Annotated in this window: 15 protein-coding genes and 2 pseudogenes; 3 read left to right on the top strand and 14 right to left on the bottom strand. The window is 73.9% G+C overall.

Translation table 11 applies throughout. The features are described 5' to 3' along the window. Positions 1 to 60: 60 nt before the first annotated feature. From EAO70_RS18380 to EAO70_RS18360, 6 genes and pseudogenes are all read right to left on the bottom strand, one after another. A complete protein-coding gene (locus EAO70_RS18380) occupies positions 61 to 1,140 on the bottom strand; it encodes an ABC transporter ATP-binding protein (RefSeq protein WP_148004012.1) in 1,080 nt (359 codons plus the stop codon). Then, a complete protein-coding gene (locus EAO70_RS18375) occupies positions 1,137 to 1,820 on the bottom strand; it encodes a phosphonatase-like hydrolase (RefSeq protein WP_148004011.1) in 684 nt (227 codons plus the stop codon). The genes EAO70_RS18380 and EAO70_RS18375 overlap by 4 nt, the downstream gene beginning before the upstream one ends. A 5-nt stretch (positions 1,821 to 1,825) precedes the next feature. Then, entirely contained in the window at positions 1,826 to 2,947 is a 1,122-nt protein-coding gene (locus EAO70_RS18370) for a TIGR03364 family FAD-dependent oxidoreductase (protein WP_148004010.1), read from the bottom strand. A gap of 167 nt (positions 2,948 to 3,114) precedes the next feature. After that, entirely contained in the window at positions 3,115 to 3,882 is a 768-nt protein-coding gene (locus EAO70_RS18365; protein ID WP_148004009.1) for a GntR family transcriptional regulator, read from the bottom strand. 50 nt (positions 3,883 to 3,932) lie between these two features. Next, positions 3,933 to 4,184, bottom strand: coding sequence for a hypothetical protein (locus EAO70_RS38005; protein ID WP_187283939.1), 252 nt, complete (start codon positions 4,182 to 4,184; stop codon positions 3,933 to 3,935). Between the two features lies 1 nt (position 4,185). Continuing rightward, positions 4,186 to 4,566, bottom strand: a pseudogene (locus EAO70_RS18360) (winged helix-turn-helix transcriptional regulator); the annotation flags it as partial. A gap of 85 nt (positions 4,567 to 4,651) precedes the next feature. On the opposite strand from EAO70_RS18360, the gene EAO70_RS18355 reads away from it, so the two are divergent. Continuing rightward, on the top strand, positions 4,652 to 5,740 hold the full coding sequence (locus tag EAO70_RS18355; protein WP_148004008.1) for a Gfo/Idh/MocA family oxidoreductase: 1,089 nt from the start codon (positions 4,652 to 4,654) through the stop codon (positions 5,738 to 5,740). Continuing rightward, positions 5,737 to 6,285, top strand: coding sequence for a heme-degrading domain-containing protein (locus EAO70_RS18350; RefSeq protein WP_410091295.1), 549 nt, complete (start codon positions 5,737 to 5,739; stop codon positions 6,283 to 6,285). Before EAO70_RS18355 ends, EAO70_RS18350 begins: the two co-directional genes overlap by 4 nt. Positions 6,286 to 6,377: 92 nt before the next feature. Here the strand turns inward: EAO70_RS18350 and EAO70_RS18345 are convergent, their stop codons facing one another. The 4 genes from EAO70_RS18345 to EAO70_RS18330 all read right to left on the bottom strand — a co-directional run bounded on the left by EAO70_RS18345 (position 6,378) and on the right by EAO70_RS18330 (position 9,221). Continuing rightward, positions 6,378 to 7,235 (bottom strand): fumarylacetoacetate hydrolase family protein, encoded by an 858-nt coding sequence (locus EAO70_RS18345; RefSeq protein WP_148004007.1) that lies wholly within the window; start codon positions 7,233 to 7,235, stop codon positions 6,378 to 6,380. Positions 7,236 to 7,373: 138 nt separating this feature from the next. Next, a complete protein-coding gene (locus EAO70_RS18340) occupies positions 7,374 to 8,114 on the bottom strand; it encodes a YidC/Oxa1 family membrane protein insertase (protein ID WP_148004006.1) in 741 nt (246 codons plus the stop codon). Positions 8,115 to 8,255: 141 nt separating this feature from the next. Continuing rightward, a complete protein-coding gene (locus tag EAO70_RS18335; protein WP_148004005.1) occupies positions 8,256 to 8,552 on the bottom strand; it encodes a DUF6412 domain-containing protein in 297 nt (98 codons plus the stop codon). A 129-nt stretch (positions 8,553 to 8,681) separates the two neighbouring features. Then, positions 8,682 to 9,221 carry a winged helix-turn-helix transcriptional regulator gene (locus EAO70_RS18330; RefSeq protein ID WP_148004004.1) on the bottom strand — a complete coding sequence of 180 codons (540 nt, stop codon included), beginning with the start codon at positions 9,219 to 9,221 and terminating at the stop codon, positions 8,682 to 8,684. Positions 9,222 to 9,314: 93 nt separating this feature from the next. On the opposite strand from EAO70_RS18330, the pseudogene EAO70_RS18325 reads away from it, so the two are divergent. Next, positions 9,315 to 10,025 (top strand): annotated as a pseudogene (locus EAO70_RS18325) (MFS transporter); the annotation flags it as partial. Positions 10,026 to 10,071: 46 nt separating this feature from the next. Here EAO70_RS18325 and EAO70_RS18320 read toward each other — a convergent pair. Genes EAO70_RS18320 through EAO70_RS18305 form a run of 4 tightly spaced genes read right to left on the bottom strand, consistent with a single transcriptional unit; the run spans position 10,072 to position 14,128 of the window. Continuing rightward, positions 10,072 to 11,340 (bottom strand): DUF445 domain-containing protein, encoded by a 1,269-nt coding sequence (locus EAO70_RS18320; protein ID WP_148004003.1) that lies wholly within the window; start codon positions 11,338 to 11,340, stop codon positions 10,072 to 10,074. Between the two features lie 12 nt (positions 11,341 to 11,352). Next, complete coding sequence (locus tag EAO70_RS18315; RefSeq protein ID WP_148004002.1) at positions 11,353 to 12,372, bottom strand: ATP-binding cassette domain-containing protein; 1,020 nt, start codon at positions 12,370 to 12,372, stop codon at positions 11,353 to 11,355. A gap of 12 nt (positions 12,373 to 12,384) precedes the next feature. After that, positions 12,385 to 13,335, bottom strand: coding sequence for an ABC transporter permease (locus tag EAO70_RS18310; RefSeq protein WP_410091294.1), 951 nt, complete (start codon positions 13,333 to 13,335; stop codon positions 12,385 to 12,387). Then, the gene (locus EAO70_RS18305) at positions 13,328 to 14,128 is read right to left on the bottom strand and encodes an ABC transporter permease (protein ID WP_187284026.1); all 801 of its coding nucleotides are present in this window, start codon (positions 14,126 to 14,128) and stop codon (positions 13,328 to 13,330) included. Before EAO70_RS18305 ends, EAO70_RS18310 begins: the two co-directional genes overlap by 8 nt. Positions 14,129 to 14,398 lie beyond the last annotated feature (270 nt).

Genomic DNA, 14,398 nt, shown 5'->3' with positions numbered 1-14,398 from the left:
GTGGTCGGGAGTCCTGGGGTGGCGCCGGTCGGCGGCTGGCCCTCGGTGCGGCCCGGGGTCCTAGCGTTCATCGGCCACCCCCGCGGCGTGGCCGTCGGTCACCCCCGCGGCGAGCAGCACCGCGTCCTCGGGCGCGAAGTGCAGCGTCACCTCGGTGCCGAGGACCGGCGTCTCCCGCAGCTCGCGTACGTCCGCCGTGACGCGGTGGCCGCCGACCTCGACGAGGAGGCGGTGGGTGGAGCCGCGCCACTGGACCTCGGCGAGCCGGCCCCGGAGCGGGTTCGGGCCCTCGCCGAGGCCGACCAGGTGGGGGCGTACGCAGAGCGTGGCCGCCGACCCGGCGGCCGCACCCGCGACCGGGACTTCGAGCCGCGTCCCGGCCAGGACGACGCCGTCCGCGGCGACCGTCACCGGCAGCAGGTTGGCGTTGCCCACGAACGAGGCCGTGAACTCCGTCCGCGGTCTGCGGTAGAGCTCCTGCGGGGTGCCGCAGTCCTGGAGCCGGGCCCGGTCCATGACGGCGATGCGGTCCGCGAGGGTCAGCGCCTCGACCTGGTCGTGGGTGACGTACAGGATCGACACGTCGGGCAGTTCGCGGTGGAGGCGGGCCAGCTCGGCCAGCATCCCGGAGCGCAGCTGCGCGTCCAGCGCGGAGAGCGGCTCGTCGAGGAGGAGGACCCGGGGCCGGATGGCGAGCGCGCGGGCGATCGCGACGCGCTGCTGCTGGCCGCCGGAGAGCTCCCGCGGGTACCGGTGGGCGTAGGCCGCCATGCCGGTCATCTCCAGGGCCTCGGCGACCCGGCCGGGGATCTCGGCCTTGGGCGTCTTGCGCGCCTTCAGGCCGAAGGCGACGTTGGCCGCGACCCGCAGGTGCGGGAAGAGGGCGTACTGCTGGACGACCATGCCGATGCCCCGCTGGTACGGCGGGAGGCCTGTGACGTCACGGTCGCCGAGGAACACCCGCCCGGAGGCCGGCCGGACGAACCCGGCGACGGTCCGCAGCGCGGTGGTCTTGCCGGAGCCCGAGGGCCCGAGGAGGGCCATGACCTCGCCGGGCTCGACGGTCAGGTCGAGCCGGTCGAGGACGGTGGTGCCGCCGTAGGCGACGGACACGGCGTCGAAGCGGATGCCGCTGGTCATGCCTCCGACTCCTCCATCAGCGCGGGGAGTCCGGCGATCGAGTCCAGGACGTGCGTCGCGCCGTGCTCCCGGAGCGCCGCCTCGCCGTGCGCGCCCGTCAGGACGCCCGCGACGATCCCGGCACCGGCCCGGACGCCGCTGAGCATGTCGTACGAGGTGTCCCCCGCGACCACGAGTCGGCGGACGTCGTCGACGGCTCCGGTACGGAGGAACGCGGCGAGGACCATGTCCGGGTGGGGGCGGCCGCGGCCGCCGGCGTCCGCCGGGCAGAGGGTCAGCTCCACCAGGTCCCGCCAGCCGAGCGCGTCGAGGATGGCGTCCTGGGTGACCCGGGCGAAGCCGGTGGTGAGGACCACCCGGCGGCCCTGGTCCCTCAGTTCGGCGATGGCCTCGGCGGCGCCGGGTATCGGGGCGATCCTGCCGCCGGAGACCAGCTCGCCGTAGGCCGTCTCGAAGGCGAGGTTGGCCTCCTGGGCGCGGGTCTCGTCGCCGCCGAAGAGGTGGCGGAAGACGGAGATCTTGGACTCGCCCATCGTGGCGCGGACGTAGTCGATCATCGTGGCGGGGTCCTCGCCGAGGCGCTCGGCGGCGGCCGTGAAGGCCTGCTCGACGAGTCCGCCGTCGGCGACGGTGGTGCCGGCCATGTCGAGGACGACGAGGTTCATCGTGTGGGTGCTCATGCGGTTCACCAGCCCAGTTCGTTCGCGGTCGTCTCGCCGATGGCGGGCGAGCAGGTCATGCCCCGGCCGCCGGGTCCGGTCACCAGCCACACCCCGTCGCGGACCCGCTGGCGGTGGACGACCCGGCCGGTGTCGACGCACTGCGCGTACACCCCGGCCCAGCGCCGCCTGATCCTCGGCAGCGGGCGGCCGAGGAAGGACTCGACGACGCGGGTGAGGTGCTCGTAGGGGTCTTCGAGGGTGTCGAAGGCGAAGGGGTGCTCGTACTCGTGGGTGTCGCCGATGGTCAGCCCGCCGTCCAGGCGCTGCACCATGAGGAGCTGCATCCTGTGGGCGGCGGCGGTCGGGTCCTGCGGCTGCGCGGCCTGGAGGGAGTCCAGGGCCCCGGAGGCGTAGGCCGGGTAGTAGCGGAAGGAGTCGGCGTCGGCAACGGAGGTGGTCAGCGCCTCGCCGAGGGGGTCGGTCTGCATCATCTGGAGCCGCACCCGGCGGACGGGGATCTCGCCGGCGACCTCGCGGACGAGCCCGGAGAGCGCGGCGCCGGTGCACAGGACGACGGCGTCGCCGCGGTGCACCTCACCGCGGTCGTCGCGGACGGCGTCCTCACCGACGACGTCACGGACCTCGCGGTTCGGCAGGAAGGTGTACCTCCCGGTGGCGAGGAGGGCCTCGCGGAGCGCGAGCTGTGCGGGGCGGGGCTCGACGGCGGCGTCCCGCTCGCACCAGAGGGCCGCCTCGAACGTGCCCCGCAGGGCCGGGTTGACGGCCCGGGCCTCGTCGGCCGTCAGCAGCTTGTAGCCGCGGGCGGCGGCGTCGGGGCGGGCCACGGCGGCCTCGGCGACGGCGAGTTCCAGCGCGTTGCGCACGGGGGTGAGCGAGCCGATGGCCCGGAAGCCCAGGCCGGGGACGCGGGCGCCGATCGCCTCCCAGAGCTCCCGGGCGCGCAGGGCGGTGTCCAGCTCCTCTCCGCCCGCCCGTCCGCTCACCCAGATCTGGCCGAAGTTCCGGAGGGACGCTCCGCGCGCCTCGGCCTCGCGCTCGATGTGTACGACCTCGTGGCCGCGTTCCACTGCGTGCCAGGCGTGCATGGTTCCCACCACGCCGGCTCCTACGACGATCACCTTCATGCCGTCGACGGTCCTGGGGCCGGGTGGCCCGGACGGGGCCGGTGGGCGACGGGACCGTGAACGGCCCGCCAAGCTTGGACCAGACCCGTTATCGTTCTGAGATAAAAAGGAGCCGGTTCACGGCGATGATCCGCGGTGTTTCGGCGGACCGGCGGCGCTGCGGAGGATCAGCCGCGCTGCCCCAGGTGGGCGGTGAAGCTGAACCGGTCGCCCCGGTAGAGGGTGCGGACCCGCTCCAGGGGGCGGCCCGCGGTGTCCCGCGAGACGCGGTGGAGCAGCAGCATCGGCAGCGCCGGCGGGGTGCCGACGAGCAGGGCCTCGCGCGGGGTGGCCAGCACCGTCTCGATGCGCTCGTCGGCGTCGCCGAAGGAGATGCCGAGGCGGTCGTGGAGGTAGGCGTAGAAGGAGGAGTCCGGGTCGAACTCGGTGTCCAGGTGCGGGGCGCGGGCCTCGGAGACGTACGTGCTCTCCAGGCCGACGCGCTCGTCGTCGGCGAGCAGCACGCGCTCCATGTGCCACACGGGGGCGCCGCGTTCGGCCCCGACCTCGGGGGCCAGCGCCTCCGGGCAGGGGAACCGGTCGAGCGAGATCAGGCTGCGGCCGGGGCGGCGGCCCTGCCGGCGGACGCCCTCCGTGTAGCTCGCGAGCGACAGGGGCTGTTCGAGCTTGGGGCCCGCGACGACCGTGCCCCGGCCCTGGCGGCGCACCCGTCCCTCCAGGAGGAGTTCGCGCAGCGCCTGCCGGACGGTCTCGCGGGACACCTCGTAGCGGACGGCGAGGTCGCGCTCGGTGGGCAGCAGCCCACCCTCCCCCAACTCGTCGACCATCAGGGCGAGTTTGGCCTTGACGGCGTAGTACTTGGGCACGCGGCCGTGCTCCGGGATGCCGGAGTTCACGGGGGCGCCCGGGGTGCCGGGGGTGTTCGGGTAGTTCACCGGGGGATGGTCGCAGACGGGGATGAACGGGAAGGTGTACGCGGCATGTCTCACCGGTGCCGGCGGCGGCGGGCGGCGCGGACGAGGACGACGCCGAGGACGACCAGGCCGGCCGCGAGCCCGCCGCCGAGCGCGGCCCTCCTCTCCGACTCCCGTCCGGTACTGGCGAGTTCGTCGTCCGGGCCGGCGAGCACGAGGTCGTCCGGGTTCTGGGTGGCGGTGCCCTGCGGGCGGGGGGTCGCGGTGGCCTCACCGACCTCGCGGGCACGGTCGCCGGGCGGCGCACCCGCGCCCTCCCTCACCGACCTCGCGGGCACGGTCGCCGGGCGGCGCACCCGCGCCCTCCCCCAGGTCCAGCGCGCGGGTGCGCCGCCCGGCGACCGTGCCCGCGAGGTCGGTGAGGAGGGTGGTCAGCTCGTCGCGGTCGAGGTGGACGCCGACGGCGTACCCGGCGGTGGGGACGAGCCGCAGGACCGTGCGGGGTTTGCCGCCGGTCGAGGCGCGGTGGCCGGCCTCCGTGGCGAGGCCCTCGGACCGCAGCCGCGCCGTGATCTTGCTGACGGCCTGTGGGGTGAGCGCGGTCCGTTCGGCGAGCTCCAGGCGGCTGATCCCGTCCTCGCCCGCCGTGCGCAGCAGGTCGAGGACGAGCGCCGCGTTGGGGCTGCGCAGGGCCGGCACGTTCACTGCACCACTCCGATCAGGTCCGTCTCCACCTGCCCATTGTCCCCGTCGCTTGCACTTTGGCAACACCGTTGCTTAAGTGAGGGACATGACTGGCACCCCCCGCACCCCCCTCCGCGTCGGCCTCGTCGGCTACGGCCTCGCGGGTTCCGTCTTCCACGCTCCGCTGATCTCCGCGTCCGAGGACCTCGACCTCGCCGCCGTCACCACCGGCAACCCCGAGCGGGCCGCCGAGGTCCGCGCCGCCCACCCGGGCGTCCGGGTCCTCGCCACCCCCGAGGAGCTGTGGGCGGACGGAGCGGCGGACGAGCTCGATCTGGTCGTCGTCGCCTCCCCGAACAAGACGCACGTCGCGATCGCCACCGCCGCCCTGGAGGCGGGCCTGCCGGTGGTCGTCGACAAGCCGCTGGCCGGGACCGCCGCCGAGGCCCGCGCCCTCGCGACCCTCGCCGAGGAGCGGGGCCTGCTGCTCTCCGTCTTCCAGAACCGCCGCTGGGACAGCGACTTCCGCACCCTGCGCCACCTCATCGACGAGGGCGCGCTCGGCGAGGTCCAGCGCTTCGAGTCCCGGTTCGAGCGGTGGCGCCCGCGGCCGAAGGGCGGCTGGCGCGAGTCCGGCGCGCCGGACGAGATCGGCGGCCTGCTCTACGACCTGGGCAGCCACGTCGTCGACCAGGCCCTCGTCCTGTTCGGCCCGGTGGTCTCCGTGTACGCCGAGTCGGACGTCCGCCGGCCGGGCGCCGAGGCCGACGACGACACCTTCCTCGCACTCACCCACGCGAACGGCGTCCGTTCGCACCTGTACGTGAGTGCCACGACCGCCCAGCTCGGCCCGCGTTTCCGGGTGCTCGGGCAGCGCGCGGGCTTCGTGAAGTACGGGCTCGACCCGCAGGAGGCGGCCCTCCGCGAGGGGCTGCGGCCGGGGCCGGGCACGGCGTGGGGCGTGGAGCAGGAGGAGCTGTGGGGCCGGCTCGGCGCCGGCGAGTCACCGCTGACCGGCGGCGGCACCCCGGTCGAGTCGCTGCCGGGTGACTACCCCGCGTACTACGCGGCCGTCGCCGCCGCCCTGCGCGGCACCGGCGAGAACCCGGTGACGGCACACCAGGCCGCGGCCGCGCTCGACGTCCTGGAGGCGGCGAGGCGGTCCGCCCGCGAGGGGATCACGGTGGCGCTGTGAGCGGCTCCGAGATCATCGAAGAGGTCGTCGAAGAGCTCATCGAAGAGGTCGTCGAACTGGAGGCCCAGGAGGCCCGGCTGGTCCTTCCCCGCTTCACGTACGAGGACGCCTGGACGCTCGGCGGACTGCTCGTCGGCATGGCGCGCGAGCGCGGGGCGCCGGTGGCGGTCGACATCCGGCGCGGGCCGCAGCAACTGTTCCACTGCGCGCTGCCGGGGTCGAGCGCGGACAACGACGCGTGGATCGACCGCAAGCGGCGGGTGGTCGAGCGGTACGGCGTGAGCTCGCTGTTGGTCGGCGCCCGGTTCCGGGCCAAGGGGACGACCTTCGAGGCGTCCTCGCGCCTCGACCCGGACCGGTACGCGGCGCACGGCGGCGCGTTCCCGCTCGCCGTCGAGGGCGCGGGAGTGATCGGCTCGGTCACGGTCTCGGGACTCCCGCAGCTGGAGGACCACGCGATGGTCGTCGAGGCCCTGGAACGCCTCCTGACCTCGTACGCCCCGGTCCTCGGGTCCGGCTCCGGCTCCGGCTCCGGCTCCGACTGAGCGCGCGGACGCCGGGCTGACGGCCGCCGGACGCCCGTACGGGCACGGCGGCCGACCGGCGTTCGAGAACGGGGCCGGCCACCGAGTCCGGCTCAGGCGCTCTTGAGCTCCTGCCGCTGGCGGCCCAGTCCCTCGACCTCCAGCTCGACGACGTCCCCGGGGCGCAGGTACGGCTTGGGCTCCGGCTGTCCCATGGCGACGCCGGCGGGGGTGCCGGTGTTGATCACGTCGCCCGGGTAGAGCGTCATGAACCGGCTGACGTACCGGACGACCTCGGCGACGGGGAAGATCTGGTCCGAGGTGTGACCGTCCTGCTTGAGCTCGCCGTTGACCCAGAGGCGCAGGCCGAGTGCCTGCGGGTCCGGCACCTCGTCCGCGGTGACGAGCCAGGGGCCGAACGGGTTGAAGGTCTCGCAGTTCTTGCCCTTGTCCCAGGTGCCGCCCCGCTCGATCTGGAACTCGCGCTCGGAGACGTCGTGGGCGACGGCGTAGCCGGCGACGTGCGCGAGGGCCTCCTCGTCGGTCTCCAGGTAGCGGGCGGTGCGGCCGATGACGATCGCGAGCTCCACCTCCCAGTCGGTCTTCACCGAGCCGCGCGGGACGAGCACGGTGTCGTCGGGGCCGACGACGGTGTCGGCGGCCTTGAGGAAGACGACGGGCTCGGCGGGGGTGGCCTGCCCGGTCTCGGCGGCGTGTCCGTGGTAGTTCAGCCCGATGCACACGACCTTGCCGATCCGGCCGACGGGCGGACCGACGCGCAGCCCGGTCGCGTCGAGCGCGGGCAGCACGCCGGCACCGGCGGCGGCCCGTACCCGGTCGAGGGTGGACGCGTCGGCGAGCAGACTGCCGTCGATGTCGTCGACCAGCGCGGACAGGTCGCGGAGCGTCCCGTCCTGGTCGAGCAGGGCGGGACGCTCGGCTCCCGGCGGACCGACTCGCAGCAGCTTCATGGACTTCTCCCTGTGGTCGAGGCGGGCCCGGGAAAGGGCCCTGAGGTACCCCGGCCGATGGAGTGCGGCCATCGGAGGATTGGTCGATCCTCCAAGAGAACGGGTCACTCTGCAAGACCCCGTTCAGCCATTGGACCCTTACGCGCGAGTAGCAAGCGGAACGGGCCCCTCCTTCTCGCCGCGCTCGCGGAAGAGCAGGGTCCGTTCCACGGCGGTCCAGGTGGTGCTCGTGACCACGTAGAGCGCGGCGGCGAGCGGGACGACGGCGACCGTGATCAGGGTGGCGAAGGAGAGCAGCGGCATCACCCGGGCGATGGCGCCCGCGCCCGGGGTGGGCTGCCCGAGGTCCAGCGGCTGGGAGGCGAGCTGCGCCTTCGTGCGCCGGTACGTGTACGTGGCGACGGCGGCGACGAGCGCGAACAGGACCAGGTAGACCCGGCCGGCCGGACCGAAGGGGCCGCCGTGGGCGAGCGCGTCGGCCCAGTGGTCGCCGAGCGGGGCGGCGAGCAGGGTGTGTCCGGCCATCCGGTCGCCTGCGAACAGGTGGTACATCAGCAGGAACGCGGGGGCCTGGAGCAGGCTGGGCAGGATCCCGGCGAACGGCGAGACCTTCTCCCGCGCGTGCAGCTCCGTGATCGCCTTCCGGAGCTTCTCGGGGTTCTTGGCGTGCTTCTTGCGGAGCGCGGCGAGCTCCGGGGCGATCCGGGTGCGCGCCTTCTGCCCGCGCGCCGAGGCCCGGGACAGCGGGTGGACCGCGAGCCGCACGAGCAGGGTGAAGAGGACGATCGCGGCGGCCGTGGCGGTGGTGGCGAAGAGCGGCTGGAGCAGGTCGGCGAGCCGCTCGACCAGGAAACCGAAGACGGAAAGGATGTCGGACATGGGGAGCCCTCCGTGGGGTCTCGTCGTGCCGGGGAGAAGTCGGTTCTCGGCATGACGGATCCGCGTGAGGGATGAGGGGTGTCCGGAGCGGGGCGCGCGCCCCGTGCGGTGCGCGCTCCCCGGGGGTGGTGCGGGAGCTCCCTACGCGGCCGTCGGGAGGGGACGGCCGGGAGCGCGGGGTCTGCGGCGCCCCGCGGCGTCGGGGTCGCGCTGGGGCAGGAAGGCGGTGCGCCGCTCGCGGTCGCGGATGGCGGTGCGCACGGCGGTGGGCGGCACGGCCGGGGCCGTACGGGCTCCGAACAGGGCGCAGACGACGGTGGTCGCGGCGAGCGCGACGGCGGCGGGGACGCCACCGCCGTCGGCGAGGAGCAGATCGGCGAGGGCGAGGAGGAAGAACAGCGGCGCGAGGACGCGCAGGACGATGGTCCCGGTCGTCATTCCGCCACCCCCTTCCACGGGTCTCGCACGGCATTCCCACCGGGAGGACGTGCGGGGCGGTCCCGGAGTTCCCGGCCCGGAAGATCGGAGGGAAGTCTTCAGTCGTACGGGTGATCCAGGGGGAGAGTCTCAGTCCTTCGGGTGGTCCAGGGGGACGAGGAGGCGGCGGGGCGCGACGAGGGCGCGGCTGACCGGGTCGGCGGGGTCGCGGTCGAGCGCGGCGCCCGGCCTCATCTCGACGTCGGCGGGCGGCACGGGGAGGCGGCAGGCGGGGCACTCGCCGTACGGGCCGAGTTCGGTGCCGCAGTCGGCGTGGTGGAAGTGGCGGACGGCCACGCCTCCGGGCGCCTCGCCCCGCCCCCAGGCGCCGAGCGAGCGCAGGACGGGCCAGAGCGCGAGGCCGCGGTCGGTGAGGACGTACTCGTCGCGCGGGGGCGACTCCTGATAGCGCCGCCGTTCGAGGACGCCGGCCTCGACGAGGGCCTGGAGGCGGGCGGCGAGGACGGCGCGGGGCGCGCCGAGGTGGACGAGGAAGTCGTTGTAGCGGCGCACGCCGTAGAAGGCGTCGCGCACCACGAGCAGGGTCCAGCGCTCACCGATGACTTCGAGCGCGCGGGCGATGGAGCACTGCTGGTGGGCGTAGTCCTTGCCGAGAGCCATGCGGTCCATCGTACCCCATGAAGGTTCATTGAATGAACTCACCTGGTACCGTCGGAGAACCAGAGTTCAATCACCGAACCAACGGGTGGAAAGGCTCCCGCCATGACCCCGCTCGCGTCCACCGCGCACGCCGCCGCCCCGCCCCGCGCCTCGACCCGGCCCCGGGCCGCGCTCGCCGTCACCGCCGCGGCGACCGCCGTCGCGCTGATGAACTACACGGCCCCGATGCTCACCCTCCCCGAGACGGCCGCCGCGTTCGGCACCCCGGCCTCCGCCCGGGCGTGGCTGCTCAACGGCACCCCGCTGGGCCTCGCCGTCCTCCTCCTGGTCGCCGGCAGCCTCGCCGACGCGCACGGCCGCCGCCGGGTCTTCCTCCTCGGCACCCTGGGCCTCGGCCTGACCACCGCCCTCGGTGCGCTCGCCGGCTCCACGGCCGCCTTCACCGCGGCCCGGATCGCCCAGGGCGCGGCGAGCGCGGTGGTCCTCGCCGGGAGCCTGGGCCTGCTGGCCGCCGCGTACCCGGCGGGCCGCGACCGGATCCGGGCCACGGGGATCTGGGGCGCGTCCGTCAGCGCGGGCATCGCGCTGGGGCCGCTCCTCGCGGGCGCGTTGAGCCTGGCGGACTGGCGACTGGCGTACGCGGTCCTCGGCGCGGCGGCACTGGTGACCGCGGGGGCCGGGGCACGACTGCTGCCGGCAGATGAGGGGCCACGGCCCGGCGCCCGCACCGGCCCCGAGCCGGCGGACGACGCCCGCCCCCATCTCGACATGGCGGGCGGCGCCCACCCCCGGCCAGACCACGCGGGCGCTGCCGGCAGCAGTCGTTCCCCGGCCCCCGCCGGGCCGTGGCCCCTCTCCCTCAGCCCCCCACCCCGTGGCTCACCGTGTAGATCAGCAGTCCCGCCAGTGCGCCCACCACCGTGCCGTTGATGCGGATGAACTGGAGGTCGCGGCCGATGTTCGCCTCGATCTTCTTCGAGGTCTGGGTGGCGTCCCAGCCGGCCACCGTGTCCGTGATCAGGGACGTGATCTCGCCCCGGTACGTCGTCACCACGTACGCCGCCGCGTCCTCCGCCCAGCCCTCCACCTTCTGCTGGAGGCGGGTGTCCGTCGCCAGGCGGTTGCCCAGGGAGATCAGGGACGCGCGGGCGCGCAGGCGGAGCTGGCTGTGGTCGTCCTCGGCCGCCGCGATGATCAGGTTGCGGACGGAGGACCAGGCCGACGCGATGACGTCCTGGACCTCCGGGCGGGCCAGGAGGTCCGTCTTGAGGCGCTCGACCCGGGCCCGGGTGTCCGTGTCCGCCTGGAGGTCGGCCGCGAAGTCGGTGAGGAAGCGGTCGATCGCGCCGCGCGCCGGGTGCCCCGGCGTGTCCCGCATCTCCGTCACGAAGCGGAGGAGCTCCTTGTAGACCCGCTCGCCGATCCGCCGGTCGACGAACCGGGGCGTCCAGCCCGGCGCCCCGCCCTGGACGGCGTCCATGACCGAGTCGCCGTGGGTGACGAGCCAGTCGTGGCCCCGGGTGCAGATCAGGTCGACCGCCCGATGGTGGGCGCCGTCCGCGACGACCCGCTCCAGCGTCTTGCCCAGGCCCGGCGCGATCTCCGCCGACTCGGCGCGCCGGGTGATCGCCTCCCCGACGACCGCCTGGACGTCCGCGTCCCGCAGGACCGTCAGCGCGCCCCGCAGCGCCGTGGCCGCCTCCGCCGTGACCCGGTCGGCGTGCGCCGGGTCCGCCAGCCAGGTGCCGAGGCGCCGGCCGATCCCCAGGGCCGCCAGCCTGCCCCGTACGACGTCGGCCGACAGGAAGTTCTCGCCCACGAACTGTCCCAGCGACGCTCCGAGCTGGTCCTTCTTCGTCGGGATGATCGCGGTGTGCGGGATCGGCAGGCCGAGCGGCCGCCGGAACAGCGCCGTCACCGCGAACCAGTCCGCCAGCGCGCCGACCATGCCGGCCTCCGCCGCCGCCGCGACGTACCCCGTCCAGGCTCCCCAGCCCGCGTTCTCCGCCCAGGTCGCCAGGGCGTAGATCACGGCCACGCAGAGCAGCAGTGACGTCGCCAGTGTCTTCATGCGGCGGACGCCTCTGCTCTTCTCCTCGTCCGCCGCCGTGTACGAAAAACTCACCATGGGCCCGACCTCCTACATCAGGGACTCCCGGCGCTCGTCCCGAGTTCCCCCGTACATCTTCGCGATCACCGTCTCGATGTCCGGCTCCCGCACCGAGAGGTCGACCAGCGGATACCGCGCGGCCACCGCCGCCACCAGCGGTGCCGCCGAGGAGGCCGCCGGGAGGGCCAGCCACTGGCGGGGGCCCTCCGCCCGGACGAAGCGGGCGCCCGGCACGTCCTCGATCGGGGGCAGCTCGCGCTCCAGGTCCACCACCAGGAGCCGTTCGCTCTCCCCCACGGCGTGCAGGCCGGCCAGCCCTCCGTCGTACATCAGCCGCCCGTGGTCGATCACCATCACCCGTGAGCAGAGCTGCTCGATGTCCGTGAGGTCGTGGGTGGTCAGCAGGACCGTGGTGCCCCGGGTGGTGTTGAGGTGGCGCAGGAACTCCCGGACCCTCGTCTTGGAGACGACGTCCAGGCCGATCGTGGGCTCGTCCAGGTAGAGCACCTCGGGGTCGTGGAGGAGCGCCGCCGCGATGTCGCCGCGCATCCGCTGGCCGAGGGAGAGCTGCCGTACCGGCACGTCGAGCAGCTCGCCCAGTTCCAGGAGATCCACGCAGCGGTCCAGGTTCTCCCGGAAGCGGGTGTCGGGGATGCGGTACATCCGGTGCATCAGGCGGTACGAGTCCCGCAGCGGCAGGTCCCACCAGAGCGTGGTCCGCTGCCCGAAGACCACTCCTATCCGCCGCGCCAGCCGGGTGCGCTCGCGCGACGGGTCGATGCCCGCGACCCGCAGCCGGCCGCCGCTGGGGGTGAGGATGCCCGTCAGCATCTTGATCGTGGTCGACTTCCCCGCCCCGTTCGGGCCGATGTAGCCGACCATCTCCCCGCGCCCGACGGTGAAGCTGATGCCGTCGACCGCCCGGACCTCCCTCTTCTCCCGGCGCAGGAGGCCCGCCCTGCGGCGGACCGTGAAGACCTTCTCCAGTGACTCCAGCTCGATGAACGGTTCCCTGACCGGTTCCACGAGCGGTTTCGTGAACGGTTCCATGACGGCCTGCCCTCAGCTTCCTGTCGATCGGTACGCGCGGACCCCGGCCCGCCACGCCAGCCCCGCGATCCCGCAGCACACCGCCGCCACCAGCGGTGACGCGAACGCCGTCCACTCCGGCACCCCGGCCGGGGCCGGCCGGCCCAGCACGTACAGCGCGGGCAGCCAGTTCACGAAGGCGAGCGGCACGACGTAGACGACGCCCCGCACCAGGTCCTGCGCGAAGATCGTCGGCGGGTACTGGAGGAGGGTGTTGCCGCCGTACGTGAAGGAGTTCGTCACCTCCGCCGCGTCCTGCATCCAGAACAGCGCCGACGCCCCCAGCACCATCACCGCCCCGAAGATCACCGCCCCCGACACCACCGTCACCGGCAGCAGCACCAGCTTCACCGGCGTCCAGTCCACGTCCAGCAGGCACAGGCTCCACACCAGGACCATCAGCCCCTGCGCCACCCGGCCGAACCTGCGCAGCGCGAACTTGTCCGCCGCCACCTGCGCCAGTAGGGGCGCGGGCCGCATCAGGAAGCTGTCGAGCGAGCCGTCCCGGACCCGCCTCCCCATCCGCTGGAGCGAGCCCATCGTCAGGTCCGCGATCCCGAACGCCGTGCTCGTCGTCCCGTAGAGGAAGGCCACCTCCGCGAACGCGAAGCCGCCGAGGCCCTTGACCTGACCGAACATCAGGAGGATCACGACGAAGTCGAAGAAGGTGGCGCAGAAGCTGTTGACCAGGGTGAGCGCGAAGGACGCGCGGTACGTCATCGTCGAGCGGATCCACATGCCGGCGACCATGCGGTACGTCCGCCAGGACTCGCCCGGCAGGTCGCGGGCGCGGCCCGGACCGTCCGCGCCCCCGGCCGGCCCGTCGGTCGGAGCGGGGTCCGGGACGCCGGACGGACCCGGCGCACCGCCGCCGGGGCCCGGCACACCGCCGGACGGCACGCGCACGCGTGTGGCCTCATCCACCCTGCACCACCACCTTCCGGGTCGCCGCCGCCTGCGCCGCCCGGCCCGCGCCGAGCAGCACCACGGCCCAGCCGGCCTGGAAGGCGTACGCCCCGAGCAGACCCCAGCCCCGGTACGTCCCCAGGTAGACGTCGGCGGGCACCTGGAGCAGCGAGGCCCACGGCAGCGCCCGGGCGACCTCGCCGAGCGCGCCGGGGAAGACGTTCAGCGGGAGCAGCATCCCGGAGAAGAACAGGCCGCCCAGCCAGGCCGCCTGCACCACGCCCTGGCCGTCGAGCAGCCAGAACGCGCTCATCGCCACCAGGTACCAGATCGCGAACCCGACGGTGGAGCCGAGCGCGGCGGCCACCAGGAAGGCGAGCCACGAGCCGGGGCCGGCCGGCAGGGTGAAGCGGAAGGCCAGCCAGCCGACCGCCATCGGGACGATCCCGCGGCCGAGCAGCTGGTAGGCGGACCTGCCCAGGTCGGCCGAGAACCACCAGGCCTGGAGGTCGGCGGGGCGGTACAGGTCGACGGCGATGTCCCCGGTCCTGATCCGCTCGATCAGTTCGTCCTCGAAGCCCCCGCCCATCAGTCCGCAGACCGTGATCAGCGACTGTCCGATCCAGACGTACGCGAGGGCGTCGTCCGCCGAGTAGCCGCCGAGCTGCGGGCGTTCGGCCCAGAGGGCGATGTAGGTGTACGACAGGATGAGTCCGAAGACGGTGTTGGTGAACACGCCCGCCGCCGTCGCCACCCGGTAGGTCGCGTGGCGCCGGAACCCTCCGGCGGCCACCGTCGCGTACAGCCGCAGCATGCGGCTTCTCCTCCCCAGTCCGTGAAGCACCGAAAGATCCCGTAACAGCCGGGAGGATCCCGTAAGAGCCCGTGAGGGCCGGAAAGATCACTGAAGGCATGGAAACGCACCGAAAAAGCGCCGAAGCGCACGACCCTAGCGAAGGACAGCACCGCACCGCGACCGGATTTTCCGCCACCTTCGGGTCGCATTCAGGAGTTTCGTCACCTTCGGGGCAATATGAGGTGCCATGCCCCCTTCCTCCGGTACGAGCGACCCCGACGCCCC

Source organism: Streptomyces sp. adm13(2018), from assembly GCF_008042145.1.
GTDB lineage: Bacteria > Actinomycetota > Actinomycetes > Streptomycetales > Streptomycetaceae > Streptomyces.
The sequence above is the reverse complement of the archived record's forward strand: the minus strand, read 5'-3'. Positions and strand labels throughout refer to the sequence as shown.